Origin of the sequence: Actinomadura fulvescens (assembly GCF_039533225.1) — a bacterium.
Taxonomy (GTDB): domain Bacteria; phylum Actinomycetota; class Actinomycetes; order Streptosporangiales; family Streptosporangiaceae; genus Spirillospora; species Spirillospora fulvescens.
Window position 1 is genome coordinate 306,228 of the sequence record NZ_BAAATD010000004.1, and the last position, 14,071, is coordinate 320,298.

Annotated in this window: 14 protein-coding genes; all 14 read left to right on the forward strand. The window is 68.6% G+C overall.

Features of this window, described 5'->3' with window-relative positions; translation table 11 throughout:
- The 14 genes from ABD333_RS17170 (at nt 1) to ABD333_RS17235 (ending at nt 14,001) form a co-directional block, all read left to right on the forward strand.
- Nucleotides 1–1,290 carry an MCE family protein gene (locus ABD333_RS17170; protein ID WP_344542039.1) on the forward strand — a complete coding sequence of 430 codons (1,290 nt, stop codon included), beginning with the start codon at nt 1–3 and terminating at the stop codon, nt 1,288–1,290.
- Nucleotides 1,287–2,354, forward strand: coding sequence for an MCE family protein (locus ABD333_RS17175; RefSeq protein ID WP_344542040.1), 1,068 nt, complete (start codon nt 1,287–1,289; stop codon nt 2,352–2,354). Before ABD333_RS17170 ends, ABD333_RS17175 begins: the two co-directional genes overlap by 4 nt.
- Nucleotides 2,351–3,439 carry an MCE family protein gene (locus ABD333_RS17180; RefSeq protein ID WP_344542041.1) on the forward strand — a complete coding sequence of 363 codons (1,089 nt, stop codon included), beginning with the start codon at nt 2,351–2,353 and terminating at the stop codon, nt 3,437–3,439. Before ABD333_RS17175 ends, ABD333_RS17180 begins: the two co-directional genes overlap by 4 nt.
- Complete coding sequence (locus tag ABD333_RS17185) at nt 3,439–4,647, forward strand: MCE family protein (RefSeq protein WP_344542042.1); 1,209 nt, start codon at nt 3,439–3,441, stop codon at nt 4,645–4,647. The genes ABD333_RS17180 and ABD333_RS17185 overlap by 1 nt, the downstream gene beginning before the upstream one ends.
- A complete protein-coding gene (locus ABD333_RS17190; RefSeq protein ID WP_344542043.1) occupies nt 4,647–5,855 on the forward strand; it encodes an MCE family protein in 1,209 nt (402 codons plus the stop codon). Before ABD333_RS17185 ends, ABD333_RS17190 begins: the two co-directional genes overlap by 1 nt.
- A 1-nt stretch (nt 5,856) precedes the next feature.
- Complete coding sequence (locus ABD333_RS17195; RefSeq protein ID WP_344542044.1) at nt 5,857–7,056, forward strand: MlaD family protein; 1,200 nt, start codon at nt 5,857–5,859, stop codon at nt 7,054–7,056.
- The gene (locus ABD333_RS17200) at nt 7,053–7,568 is read left to right on the forward strand and encodes a hypothetical protein (RefSeq protein ID WP_344542045.1); all 516 of its coding nucleotides are present in this window, start codon (nt 7,053–7,055) and stop codon (nt 7,566–7,568) included. The genes ABD333_RS17195 and ABD333_RS17200 overlap by 4 nt, the downstream gene beginning before the upstream one ends.
- Nucleotides 7,565–8,137: a hypothetical protein gene (locus ABD333_RS17205; protein ID WP_344542046.1), complete on the forward strand. Its 573-nt coding sequence runs from the start codon at nt 7,565–7,567 to the stop codon at nt 8,135–8,137. The genes ABD333_RS17200 and ABD333_RS17205 overlap by 4 nt, the downstream gene beginning before the upstream one ends.
- 19 nt (nt 8,138–8,156) lie before the next feature.
- Nucleotides 8,157–9,002 carry a hypothetical protein gene (locus ABD333_RS17210; RefSeq protein WP_344542047.1) on the forward strand — a complete coding sequence of 282 codons (846 nt, stop codon included), beginning with the start codon at nt 8,157–8,159 and terminating at the stop codon, nt 9,000–9,002.
- A gap of 9 nt (nt 9,003–9,011) precedes the next feature.
- Nucleotides 9,012–9,560, forward strand: coding sequence for a hypothetical protein (locus ABD333_RS17215; RefSeq protein ID WP_344542049.1), 549 nt, complete (start codon nt 9,012–9,014; stop codon nt 9,558–9,560).
- A gap of 19 nt (nt 9,561–9,579) precedes the next feature.
- A complete protein-coding gene (locus tag ABD333_RS17220) occupies nt 9,580–9,720 on the forward strand; it encodes a hypothetical protein (protein WP_344542051.1) in 141 nt (46 codons plus the stop codon).
- A 579-nt stretch (nt 9,721–10,299) separates the two neighbouring features.
- A complete protein-coding gene (locus ABD333_RS17225; RefSeq protein ID WP_344542053.1) occupies nt 10,300–10,950 on the forward strand; it encodes a hypothetical protein in 651 nt (216 codons plus the stop codon).
- Between the two features lie 63 nt (nt 10,951–11,013).
- Complete coding sequence (locus tag ABD333_RS17230) at nt 11,014–13,068, forward strand: DUF6801 domain-containing protein (RefSeq protein ID WP_344542055.1); 2,055 nt, start codon at nt 11,014–11,016, stop codon at nt 13,066–13,068.
- Nucleotides 13,069–13,182: 114 nt separating this feature from the next.
- Nucleotides 13,183–14,001, forward strand: coding sequence for a hypothetical protein (locus ABD333_RS17235; protein ID WP_344542057.1), 819 nt, complete (start codon nt 13,183–13,185; stop codon nt 13,999–14,001).
- Nucleotides 14,002–14,071 lie beyond the last annotated feature (70 nt).

Sequence of the window (14,071 nt, forward strand, 5' to 3'; positions counted from 1 at the left end):
ATGAGCGCGCAGTTCGAACGATCGACCCTGCTGCAGACCACCGGACGGCGGCTGCTCGGCGTGGCCTTCCTGCTGGTGCCGGCGCTGCTGATCGCGTTGTCGGTCGCGATCTACCAGAAGCGGTTCACCGAGTCCACCGACGTCACCCTGATGACCGGCACGGCCGGGCACGAGATGCACGTCCAGGCGGACGTGAAGGTCCGCGGTGTGGTGGTGGGCGAGGTCCGTTCCATCAAGGCGGACGGCAGCGGCGCCAGGCTGGAGCTGGCGCTCGATCCGGCCAAGGCCCGGTACGTCCCGGCCGACGTGCGGGCGCAACTGCTGCCGACGACGGTCTTCGGCGCCCGCTACGTGGCCCTCGTACCGCCGACCGGCTCGGCGGGCACACCGATCGCCGACAACGCGGTCATCAGCGAGGACCGCAGCAAGAACGCGGTGGAGCTCTCCGAGGTGCTCAACAACACGATGAAGCTCCTCAACGCCGTCCAGCCCTCGAAGCTCTCGGCGACGCTCACCGCGATGGCGCAGGCGCTGGAGGGGCGCGGCGACCAGCTCGGCCGCAACTTCGTGCAGCTCGACGCGTTCCTGAAGAAGCTCAACCCCGAGCTGCCCGCCCTCAACCGCAACCTGGCCGAACTGGCGAGGTTCGCCGACAACCTCAACGCGGCGTCGCCCGACCTGCTCCAGGCGTTCACCGACTTCACCATCACCAGCCGGACGATCGCCGAGCAGCGTCGCAATCTCGCCGACCTCTACGAGACGGTCTCGACCGCTACGGGCGACCTGACGAACTTCATCAGCGTCAACTCCGAGAACCTGATCGCCCTGGCCGCCGAGAGCCGCGGCTCGCTGCGCCTGTTCCGGCGGTACTCGCCGGCGGCGCCCTGCACGTTCCGGACCATGGCCGACTTCATCCCGAAGATGAACGAGGTGCTCGGCAAGGGCACCGACAAGCACGGCGTGCACGGACAGGTCGTGGCCGTCCAGCACAAGGGCCGCTACATCCCGGGCAAGGACACGCCGCGGTACGGCGGCGGTGGCGGGCCGCGCTGTTACAGCGTTCCCCTCTCACCGGGCGGCGGAGCCCCGCCCAAGGCGGTGCCCCTCGGCACGAAGGTGCCCGGCGCGGTGACCGCGGGCGGACTCGGCCCGGCCAACTCGACCGCGGAGAACGAACTGGTCAGGCAGCTCGTGGCCCCGGGCATGGACGAGGTCCCCGAAGGGCTGCCCGACTGGTCCAGCGTGCTGGTCGGCCCGCTCTACCGGGGCGCGGAGGTGACGGTCAAGTGAGGCTCACCGGCCAGGGACTCAAGGGGCTCACCGGCCCGCTGATCAGCTCCCTGATCTTCATCGTGGTGACGGTGATGGCCACCGGGCTGCTCGCGGCCAGCATCACCGACACCAACTCAGGCGACCGGGTCGCCTACTACGCCAAGTTCACCGACGTCGCGGGCCTGCACCCGGGCCACGGCGTGCGCATCGCGGGCGTGCGGGTCGGCACGGTCGAGAAGATCTCGGTCACCGACAGGCGGCTCGCGCTCGTGAAGTTCACCGTCGACCGCGACCGCGATCTGCCCGCCTCGACCACCGCGTCCGTGAAGTATCTCAACCTGGTCGGCGGCCGCTACGTCGCGCTGGCCCAGGGCACCGGCGCGCCCGGCCAGACGCTCCGGCGCGGTGGGACGATCCCCGTGGAACGCACGACCGGGCCGCTCAACCTCACCCAGCTCTTCCAAGGCTTCCAGCCCCTGATGCAGGCGCTGTCGCCGGGCGACGTGAACTCCCTGTCCGAGTCGATCGTCAAGGTGCTCCAGGGCGAGGGCGGCACGGTCGAGAGCCTGCTGCGCACGGTCGGTGAGCTGACCACGACCATCGCCGGACGCGACCGGGTCATCGGGCAGGTCATCTCCAACCTGAACACGATCGTCGGCACCATCAACGACCGCGACCGGCAACTGGTCGAGCTGCTCACCACGTTGCGCAAGCTCACCTCGGGCCTGGCCGCCGACCGCAAGCCGATCGGCGAGGCGGTCGTGGCGCTCGGCGACCTGAGCACCGCCACCGCCGACCTGCTGCACGTCGGGCGCGCGCCGCTCAAGAGCAGCATCGGTGAGCTCGGCCGGCTCAGCCGCAACCTCGACCGGGACGAGCCGCTGGTCGACCGGTTCCTGCGGCGGCTGCCGAACAAGCTCGAGAACCTCGGCCGCCTCTACTCGTACGCGTCGTGGACGAACTTCTACCAGTGCGAGGTCAAGTTGATCGGCGTGCACTACGCCGGGTCGAACGTGGACGGACGCCCGCCGCCGACCGGACTGCCCATCACCGATGACGGCCGGAAGAGGTGCCTCGGATGACGCAGCCGACGCGGGTGCTCCCCGGGCCGGGGCCGGCGAAACGGCGCGGCAGGCCCCGGCTGAAGCCGCTGCGCGAGCGCAACCCGATCCCGATCGCGGTGCTCGGGCTGGTGTTCCTGCTGGCCTTCGGGATGGTGGCCTACCGGGCCGACGAACTGCCGATCATCGGCGGCGGCACCACGTACAAGGCCTACTTCAGCGAGGCCGCCGGGCTCAAGCCGGGCCAGGAGGTCCGGGTCGCCGGGGTGAAGGTCGGCAAGGTCACCGCGGTGGAGCTGGACGGCGCCAAGGTCAGGGTCGAGTTCCGGGTCAAGGACGCCTGGGTCGGTGACCGCTCCACCGCGATGATCATGATCAAGACGCTGCTGGGGTCGAAGTACCTGGCGCTCGACCCGCTCGGCGCGAACAAGCAGGACCCGCGGCAGGCGCTCGGGCTCGACCGGACCGTGGCGCCCTACGACGTGACGACCGCGTTCGAGGACCTCGGCAAGACACTGCGGGACATCGACACGGCCCGGCTCGCCACCAGCCTCACGACGATCTCCGAGACGTTCGAGAACACCCCCGCGAGCGTCCGCCAGGCGTTGACCGGACTGTCCGCGCTCTCCCGCGTCATCGCCACCAAGGACGCCGAGCTCCAGCAGCTCCTCGCCGGCACCAAGCGGTTGTCCGGGACCCTGGCCGACCAGAACGCCCAGTTCGAGTCGCTCTTCGAGGACGGCAACCTGCTGCTCGCCGAGCTGCGGCGGCGGCGGGAGGCCATCCACGCGCTGCTGGTCGGCACGCAGCGGCTGGGCGTGGAGCTGTCGGGCCTGGTCGACGACAACGACAAGCAGCTCGGCCCGACGCTGGCGGCGCTCGACGCGGTGACCACCACCCTGCAGCGCAACCAGCAGAACCTGGATCGTGCGATCAAGGTCTCCGCCCCGTACACCCGGCTTCTGGCCAACGCCACCGGCAACGGCCGCTGGGTGGACGGCTACCTGTGCGGCACCGTTCCGAAGGAGTACCTGGAGGGCGGCAGGCCGATCCCGGATCAACCCACGGCCGGCTGCCGCCCGCCCCGCCTGACGGGAGGGCGCTGATGAAGCTCCCCACGCTGCTCGCGCCCATGCGGGACAACCGCACCCGCGCCCTCGAAGCCATGATCGTGGTACTCCTGCTGGTCGCCGCGGCCATCCTGCTGCCGCTGCTGACGGCGGCCGAGGGGCGGCGGATCACCGCCCACTTCGCGACGGCGATCGGCGTCTACCCCGGGTCGGACGTACGGGTGCTCGGCGTCAAGGTCGGCGCCCTGGAGTCGATCAAGCCCGAGGGCGGATCGGTCAAGGTCGTCATGACGGTCGACAAAAAGGTCAGGCTCCCCGCGGGCGCCCGCGCCGTCGTCATCGCGCCCAACCTGGTGTCCGACCGCTACGTCCAGCTGACCCCCGCGTACACCGGCGGCGCCGAGCTGGCGGACGGTGCGGACATCGACGTCAGCCGGACGGCGACGCCGATGGAGCTCGACCAGCTGTACGACAGCGTGCGGCGGTTCACGACCGACCTGGGCCCGCAGGGAGCGAACGCCCGGGGCGCGCTCTCACAGGTCATCTCCACCGGGGCCGCCAACCTGGGCGGCAACGGCAAGCTGCTCAACACCACGATCGCCGACCTGGGTCAGGCGTCACAGACGCTGGCCGACTCCAGCGGCGACTTCTACGCGACGATCGCCAACCTCAACCGCTTCAGCACGATGCTCAAGGCGAACGAGAGCCGGATCCGGCAGATCGAGCGGCAGTTCGCCGAGGTCAGCGGCTTCCTCGCCGCCGACCGTGACGAGCTCGCCGCCGCGCTGCGCAGCCTCTCCGCGGCGCTGGCCAAGGTGAAGGTGTTCATCAGCGACAACCGCGAACGGCTCGCCAAGAACGTCGACAAGCTCGCCGACATCACCCAGATCCTCGTCGACCAGCGCGCCGCCCTCGCCGAGGCGCTCGACAACACGCCCCTGCTCCTGCAGAACGCGCTCGCCTCGTACGACCCGAAGACCCGCACGCTGATGAGCCGCGGCAACCTGGCGGAAATCACCGCGGCGTTCGGCTCGACGTCGCAGCCCGGCGTCGATCCGCCTGGCCCGGGCGCGCGACCGGCCTGCGCGGCCGCGACCGGATCCGGCTCGGCGGCCCTGCGCGCCCAGTGTGAACGGCTCAGGACCGGTGGGCTCACCGCCGTCCCGCCCTCGCGCACGGGCGGCGTCCCGGCGCTGCCGTTCCCACCCGCCGGCTCCGTCTACTCAGGTCAGGGAGGCCGCTGATGAGAGCGCTCAAGATCGCGGCCGCGGCGATGGCCGCCGTGCTGGCGGCCGGGTGCTCGCTGTCGGTCGAGGAGATCCCGCTGCCGGGCGGCGCCGATCTCGGCGACCACCCGTACACCGTGAAGGCGCAGTTCCCCGACGCGCTCAACCTCGTCCCGCAGGCGTCGGTCCGGGTGAACGACGTGCCGGTGGGCCGGGTCAAGAAGGTCTCGCTGCCACGGAACGCCTGGTACGCCGAGGTCACGCTCGTCGTGAACGGCGACGTGCGGCTGCCGTCCAACGCCATCGCCAACCTGGAGCAGTCGAGCCTGCTGGGGGAGAAGTACATCCGGCTCGCGGCACCCTCCTCCGCGCCCGCGGCCGGCCCGCTGACCGACGGCGCCACCATCCCGTTGTCCCGGACGTCACGCAACGCCGACACCGAGGAGGTGTTCGGGGCGCTGTCGATGCTGCTGTCCGGTGGAGGCCTACAGCAGATCCGCACGATCAACCGGGAACTCCAGAAGGCGCTGGGCGGCCGCGAGCCGCAGGTGCGTTCCGCGCTGCGGCGGCTCAACACGCTCAGCTCCACGCTCAACACCAACCGGCAGACGATCGTGGACGCGCTGGACGGCCTCAACCGTCTCTCCGCCACGGTCGCCGCCCGCCGGGGCCAGGTGGAGACCGTCCTCACCGACCTGTCCCCAGGCCTGAAGGTGCTGGAGGACCAGCGCGGCCAGCTCGTCGAGATGTTGCGGAAGCTCGAAGAGCTCTCGAACGTCGCGGTCAAGACCATCAACCGCAGCAAGGACGACACCGTCGCCGACCTCCAGGACCTCTCGGTCATCCTGCGCAAGCTCGCCGACACCGGCCGCGACCTGCCGAAGTCCCTGGAGGTGCTCTTCACCTACCCGTTCACCGACGAGGTGGAGAAGGGCATCAAGGGCGACTACCTGAACGGCTACCTCACCGTGATCGCGGCACCCGGCAACGACTGCGTCATCCCGGCGGTCGATGAGAAGGACCCGAAGAAGGAGGCCAGGGTCAGAGCCCTGGCCGACACGCCAGAAGACCCGCGTACCCGGTTCTGCCCGCTGGTCGGCAACCCAAGGCCGACGTCCACTCCAACCCCGTCTACCCCTCCCCAGCGACAGGTCGGACCCCAGGCGCCTCCACCGTCGCAGGAACAGCCGGCCCTGCCGCTCCCGCCGATCGAGGGGGGCAACTGACATGCTGACCGCCGCCACCAAAGCCAAGATCGTCACGTTCGTCATCCTCGCCGTCACCGTCATCGGCTACCTCGGCACCGGCTACGCCGACCTCGGGCGCCATGTCGGCCTGCGCGACTACTACACGGTGAGGCTCGAACTGGCGGGCACCGGCGGTCTCTTCAAGGGCTCGGCCGTCTCGTACCGCGGCATCACCGTCGGGAAGGTCGGCGAGCTCGACCTCACCGCCGACGGTGTGATCGCCGAGCTGCGCATCAACGACTCGGCGCCGAAGATTCCGCGGGACCTCAAGGCGGTCGTGGCCAACCGTTCCGCCGTCGGTGAGCAGTACGTCGACCTGCGTCCCTCAGCCGCCTCCGGCCCGTACCTCGCCAACGGCAGCACGATCCCGCGCAGCGTCACCACCCTCCCGATGCCGGTCGCCGAGACGCTCAAGAGCGTCAACAGCCTGACTGTCTCCCTGCCTCTCAAGGACCTGCAAACCCTCATCGACGAACTGGGCCTGGCGTTCGCCGGGCAGGGGCCGCACCTGCAAAGACTCCTCGACACCGGTAGCGAGTTCATCGAGGTCTCGGACCAGAACTTCACGACCACCCGCGAACTGCTCCACACGGGCGGGGACGTGCTGCGCGTCCAGAACGAGGAGGCCGCGTCGTTCCGCGCCTTCGCCTACAACTCGCGGCTCTTCGCGCGCCAGCTCCGCGACTCCGACGCCGACCTGCGCGGCCTCATCGAGACGACGCCCGGCGCCGCCGCTGAGTTCGCCACGCTCGTCCGCGACCTCGATCCCGGTTTCGGCACCCTGATCGCCAACCTCCTCACCACCTCCCGGCTGACCGGCAGCCGTCTCGACAGCCTCGAAGACCTCCTCGCCAACCTGCCGCGCGCCGCCGCGCTCGGGCCGTCGGTCATCTCGGCCGGCAAGCTGCGGATCGGCCTGCTCAACACGTTCTTCAACCCGCAGCCCTGCACCCGCGGCTACGAGGGCACGAAGTACCGCAACGCCACCGACCTGACCTGGGCACCGCTCAACATGAGCGCCCGCTGCACCGAGCCCGTGAGCAGCGGCATCAACGTCCGCGGCTCGGCCCACGCCCCGCGCCACGGCGTCCCGGCTCCCGTCAAGCCCGGCCACATGAAGGGAGTCCCCGAGATCCTGGACGCCGTCGGCCTGGGCCGCGTCTTTGAGGCGGTCTCATGAGACACCTTGCCCGTCCCGCCGGCTGGGTCGCGGTCGCCGCGGCCTCGGTCTTCCTTGTCCTCGCGTGCTGGTCGCTGATCCAGTCCGGCCGCGGCGCGGACGTCGACCGGGCCAAGGAACGCGACGAGGTCGCACAGGTGGCGGTCAAGCAGCTCACCACCCTCAACTCGATGGACGCCAAACTCCTCGACATCTCCATGGCGCGCTGGCTGGAGGCGTCGACCGGCGAGCTCCACGACGAGCTCAAACGCGACCAGATCACCGCCCGCGCCACGTTCGCACGCGCGGGCACCACGGCCATCGCCACCGTCAACGGACTCGCCATCACCGCCCTCGACACCGACAGGGGAGACGCCACTCTCCTCGCCTCGGTCCGCGTCCGCGTCACCACCGGATCCGGCCAGGACGGCAGCGAGCAGCGCAAGCGCTACCAGGTCGGCATGCTCCGCACTCCCGGTGGCGGCTGGAAGATCAAGTCCCTCATCGCGATCCCCGCCGGGGGGCGTTCATGACCGTGACCGAGGTGCCGCCCAAGAAGCGCGTGCCGCGCGACAAAGAGACCCGGCCCTTCCACCAGAGACTGCGAATGGGCGGGCTGGGGGTCCCGGTGGCCCTCGTACTGGTGATCTGCCTGCTCGCCCAGGGTGCGACCAGCTGGGCCGACAGACGGAACGAGAACTCACCGGCCGCCAACCGCGTGCTGCTCGACAAGGCCGCCACCGACAAGGCCGTCGCCGAGGTCTCCTCCGCGATAACCCGAATCCTCACTTACACCTACACCGACCCGGCGGCCACCCAGCGAGCCGCCGACCGGCTCCTCACCGGCAAGGCGCACACCCAGTATCGACAGCTGTTCGGCCAGGTCATCCAGCTGGCGCCCGCCCAGAAACTCGCACTCACCACCCGGGTCGTCAAGGCCGGGGCCATCAAGCTCACCGGCGACACCGCGGTCGTCCTGGTCTTCCTCGACCAGGACACCACTCGCGCCGGCAGGAAGTCGGGCAGCACCGCCACCGCCCAGCTCGTCGTCACCGCCCGGAACAGCGGCGGCTGGCGCATCAGCGACCTGGCCGCGGCCTGACGATAACCAAGGGGTGTGTATGAAGGCCAAGACCGAACCCGCGGCCGAAGACCAGCAGCCGGACGAGGCGCCGGACGCGGTGCAGGACGATGCCAAGCCCGCACGTCCCGGCAGGGCGGCGCGCATCGCGGGCCCCGGCAAGGCGGTCAGGGCACGCCGAGCCACCGAGCGCGAGGAAGCCGCCGAGTCCGAGGAAGCCGCCGAGTCCGAAGAAGCCGCCGAGTCCGAAGAAGCCGCCGAGTCCGAAGCACCGGACACCGAACCCCCCGAGCGCGCGGCCACGGAGCTCGAATCGGACGCCGAGCCCAGCGCGCCGAAGGCCGGATCTCAGGAGGCCCCCGAGCCGCCCGCGCGCCGCCGTGACCCGGTCATGCTGGTCGCGACCGCCGTGACGCTGATCGCCGCCTTGGCCGCGGCGTGGTTCGGCTGGTCGGCCTACTCGGCGTCCCAGGACGACTCGCTCGCGTACGCCCGTGAACGCGACCGGGTCCTGGCCAGCGCCGAGCAGGGAATCGTCAACCTCAACACCCTCGACTACCGAAACATCGACGCGGGCCTGCGCCTCTGGCAGGACTCCACCACCGCGGAGCTGTACGACAACATCGCCAAGGGCCGCGCCGAACTGGAACGCGAGGTCACCAAGGGCAGGACCGCCACCACGGCCAAGATCATGGAGTCCGGCCTGATCGAGCTGGACATCCGCGCGGGCAAGGCCGCGGTCATCGTCGCGGTCCGCATCACCGTCACCCCCGCGGAAGGTAAGCCCTCCAGCAGGACCAACCGCCTGACGGGCCGGCTCACCAAGACCGCTGACGGCTGGAAGCTCTCCGGCCTGGGCGTCGCACCCACCGGCACGGGCTCCTGAGGAGGACGAATGGCGACCGCGACCCTCCGCCGAGCCGTCCCCGGCTCGAACCGCAACCGTCTCCTGGCCCTCCTCGCCGTCCTCACCATCGTGTTCGGCGGCGTCGCCGCCTGGTCGGCCGACCACGCGAGCGACCGCAACGGCAGCGCGTCCGCCCAGAACAAGGCGCTCAGCGACAACGCCCGCACCAGCGAAGTCCGAGGCCAGGTCACCAACGCCGTGAACACGGTCTTCTCCTACAACTACGCCGACGTGGCCAAGACCGAGAAGGCCGCCCAGGAGTTGCTGACCGGCAAAGCCGTCCAGCAGTACAACCAGCTCTTCACCCTCGTCCGCCGGCAGGCGCCGACCCAGAAGCAGGTCCTCACGACCACCGTCACCGAGACGGCCGTCAAGTCCCTCGGCTCGGGCCGCGCCCGCCTCCTGGTCTTCGCCGACCAGCGCAACACCCGCACCGACAAGAACCAGACCAGCTACTCCGCCGCGGTCTTCGCCGTCAACGCCATCTACGCCAACGGCAAATGGCGCATCGACAACATCGACACCTTGGCCGGCTAACCCGAAGGGAGAGCCCGACATGCGGAAGCTGACCCGCACCGCGGTGGTGGACTCGAACACAGGAAGCGGCCGCAGATTGAACATTGGCGTCGGCAACCTCATGGTTAACGCGCTCGGCGAATATGTCGCCAATCCGTTGCAGGCTGTCACGAGGCCTTAGGGGGTGTGCTCGTTGGACTCGGTCATGCGGAATTTCGACAATTCTTTCGCGCCCGGCTCACCTGGTGAGCGTCTGTGGAGGTCGACGACTAATTGTCGCAACATCCCTTGGATCGGTGCAGGTTGCGGTCCGTGCAGGTCTGGTTGCGGACGCTGTGAGAGCGGGGCTGCCGTGGAGCCCTCTTTCTCGCCGTTCGAATCTGGTGGCAGTTTTCTGCCGTTGACAGGGCTTGAACGGGCAGCTCAGGGCCGCTGCGACTCACCGGTTGAGTATTTGGCAAGATCAAAAACTAAGGGCAACAACATTTTCGGCGACATTGCAAATATGTATCAGATTTTTCACGGACGCCTATTGAATTGGGTAGAAGTGCGCCATATCTTCCTTATGTGCGGACCTGTGGGACAGGGTGGTTCCGGGGTGGGCGGCCAGTCGTTGACGGCTGCCCCGCCAAGGAGGTCCCCGGCCGATCCATCTCATCCATTCGAGGAGTCGCCCCTGCTTCAGCTGCGCCCATGCACAAGTCAGATGTCCCGACGAACAATCAAGAAGCCCACCCCATGAAAGGGATGTAGGACTGACATGCGAAAGCTGACCCGTAACACGCTCGCCGCCGCCGCGGTGACCACGATGGCCCTCGGCCTGACCGCCGCGCCGGCCCACGCCGCCACCTTCACGGTCACCGGTGGCACCAGCATCACCGGCAACGCCTCGGAGCCCCTGGTGGCCACCGTCCCGAGGACCGGTGCCTTCGCCACCTGCGACACCGGGACCGCCACCGGCACGGCCCAGAACGGCAGCGGGCTGTCCGGCACCGGTATCGGTGCCCTGAACACGGTCGCGTTCTCTGACTCCACCACGGAAGACGGCCGCTGCCCGGCCTCCACCGGCGCTGTCGGCACGCTGACCGCGAACAACACGCCGTGGGGCTTCAACGTCTCCTCCGAGAGCGGCGGGGTCGCCCAGGGAACCCTGACCGGCGTCAAGGCGACGGCGGTGTTCAGCGACGGCTGCAACATCGTGGCCACCGGTCCCGGCGGCGGCGGGGGCACCATCAACGGCACGTACACCAACTCCAGCTCCGAGCTGCGCGTCCTCCCCGGGGGCGCCGGGTCCAACCTGGTGATCCAGTCGGCGGTCGGCTGCAACGTCAACGACGCCAAGGCGGGTGACGCGCTTGAGCTCGACGGCGCCTTCACGATCACTCCAGGGCTGACGATCACGCAGGATTAACCCGCGTCCGCGGCCGCGTCCACCAGGGCGCGGCCGTGGTCCGGCCCCCGACAAAGGAGCTCCATGCGACGCCTCACTCGTTTCGCGGCACGGACCGCAGGCTGGACGGCGGTGTTGGTCACCACCGTGTTGCTGGTGGATCCCCCTCCCGCCGCGGCCGACGGCATCTCCGCGAAGCTTCGGTATGCGTGCACCACCCCATCTGCCGCAGCCGAGGTCGAGGTGACGGTCACAGGCGCCGCGCCGGACCGGGGCCGGGTCGGTGAGCCGGTCCGGTTCGGCCGGGTGAAGCTCAAGGTGTCGATCCCCGATTCGGCGAACGACCTGCTGGGGACGCCCCCCAGCGCGCCGCCGGGCACCTCCGCGGCGATGACGGGCAGCGTGCGGCTCGCCGTCGTGGTCGGCCAGCAAAGGCAGAAGGTCGACGCTGTCTGGCCGGAATTCGCGATCGAATCCGTGACGCCGGGGAAAGACGGGGGGACCGGTCTGACCGGCTCCGGCGACGTGCCGTCAGTGACCGCGGCCGAGGCCGGTGAGGTCACCTTGACCGCCGGCGTGCTGCACCTGCTGATAAGCCGCAACGTCGCGAGCGATCCGGTGTCGACGGTGACCTGCATTCCCGTTCGGACGCCCACGGCGATGGCCACGGTCACCATCGTGAGTGACAGCGGGAGCGGGACGAGCTCGCAGCCCAAGACCGTTCCGCAGCCGGGTTCCGTTCAGGAACCGGATGTGCCGCCATGCGCGCCGCTGGAGTCGGCGAAGTTCAACGAAGATGACAGACTGGCTCTCGAACCTCCAAGGTTCGACGTGCCAGAGGTGCTCCCTGACCCCAGGCCCAGGTGTGCGCCGGTGGGCGGTCTCGCAAGTGTGAGGAAGCTGGGCGGTGCCGCGCCGATCGTCGGGGCAGCGCAGGCCATGCTCGACATGCGTCAAAAACGTAGTCCTCGCAACCCTGCCTACCAATGGCGGCCTGGTGTCCTTCTGGCGCATACGGCGCCGTCATCTGCGACGCTCTTGGGGTTCGGCTTCATGCCGACGACCGCGACCACTACGACACGACAAGTCGCGACACCCGGCTCCTTCGGAAATCGGTTGGGGAACTTCAGCTACTCCTCCACCACCCGAGGTTGGATTGCTGACTTTCCGGACGAGACAACCGCCAAGGCGTTCACGGAGGCCACCGTTGATCGCGTTTCCGTCAACGGAGTCCCGCTTAAGGTGGGCGCGCGTTGTAAGGCCGGGCCGATATTCACGCGTGTCTACTTCTTCCATGGTGACGACGAAACCGGCAGGGAATCCAATACCGTCGGCTCGAGAGGATATGCGACGGTGGACGTTCCAGCGTTCTCCGGCTGCCACAACGGTCAGGAGGATCTAGGGCCGCTTCTCACGGCGACCGTCTCCGGGCAGGGTAATCCAGTAGTGATCGACCAGGGTGATCTCTGCAGTCCGATTCCCGAGCATAATCTGCCTTGTGACATCGACAGGACTCAATATCCCTTCTCGGTCTCCCGGGCGGGTACCGTGACCGCAACCGCCAAGCAGGTCACCCTACAGGGAACGGGTGTGGCAAAGGTGGTCTGCGAGACGGCGACCCTGAAGATCGAATTCCAGAAGGGGATAAATCTCTACCCGCGCCAGCTGGGGCAGATCACGGGTGGCAATTTCGAAGGATGCCTTCGTCATCAAAACGTGCCCGGTCAACCTGACCAGGTGGCGACGAAGGTCACGCTGGAGCGCCCAAACGGCGCCAGCCCGCGCCCCGGACCTGTTCGCGGCTACTTCCGCGCGGGATTCTCTCAGGCGCTGGGCGAAACTCATGCGATCGGCGGCTTCGTCATCAAGTTCTCCGATAGCTCGGGGGACCCGGGCTGTTATGTGCGCGTCGGTGGACTGGACGGCAGCGGGACGAGCGGCGACCTTCCGGTGTTCCTCAACGGCAAGTTCGATAACGGAACACAGAGACTTGCTGTGACCGGAAACAACAGCACCAGGGTCACTATGGCGAGTACCTGTGCGCCAAGTGGATTCGCAAAGCGCGGTCTAGTCCGCGTCGAAGGCTTCGACTTCCACTTCAACCCGAGTGTGACGATCAAGGTGACGAAGTTTCAGTAATGCTTCGTCGCCTGGCGGTCGGTAGTCGCCGGAAAGGGGGACTGATAGGAATCCCTCAGTGAAGTGTCCCATGCAGTTGATGGTTGCAGGCTTCGCAGATCGAAAGGAAACGACGTGAGGATTCACAGCTCGACGGGGCGCATCACCCGGATCGCCGTTCCGGTGACCGGGCTCGCCGCGGCCGCGGCGCTGCTGGCCGCCACGCCCGCCCAGGCGGCCCCGGCCGCGCCGAGTGTGGCCGCGGAGGCCCTCCCCACCTTCAGCTTCGCCGACTGCCCGGCGCTCGGGGCGAACGACGACCCGATCCGCTCAACCTGCGTCAACGCGGTCGTCACCGGGCTCCAGATCCAGGCCGGAAAGCTCAACGAGTCGATCACCGGTGAGCCCATCCGGATGACCTTCGGCAACCTCTTCGACAAGACGACCAAGCGCTCCCGCGCCGTCTTCGGGACACTGAAGGGGCAGGAGTTCAAGGTCCGGCCGGGAATCTTCGATTCGGAGTTCGGCGCCGTCTACGGCAGGCCCGCGTACGCCGGGGTGTTCGACCAGCCGCCCAGCCCCGACTTCAAGATCAAGCTGGGACAGAAGATCAAGCTGACCAAACCGTTCGTGCTCGGGCTCTGTGAGATCGGCACGAACGAGAACCCGATTCTGCTGAACCTGACCACCGGCACGACCAGCCCGCCGGCGCCCAACCAGCCGATCACCGGTTCGCCCGCCACGCTGATCGGCAGCGATGGCCCAGTATCGATCTACAAGGCCAAGCACGTCGACAACTCGTTCGCTGTCCCCGGAGCGCGGAACTGCATCTACGGGAACGACCCGGTCAGCCATACGGTCAGCGCGCTGGCAGGCCTGCCTTCGGCGGCCGGTCACAACTCGATCGTCCTGGACGAGTACATCGCCCGGGTCAACTACGCCAGCAAGCCGTAACTCACCTGGCCAAGCCGCAGCTCCGGCCGCCCTCTGGAACGTGAGTGCTCGGGGGCCTCACCCACCACAT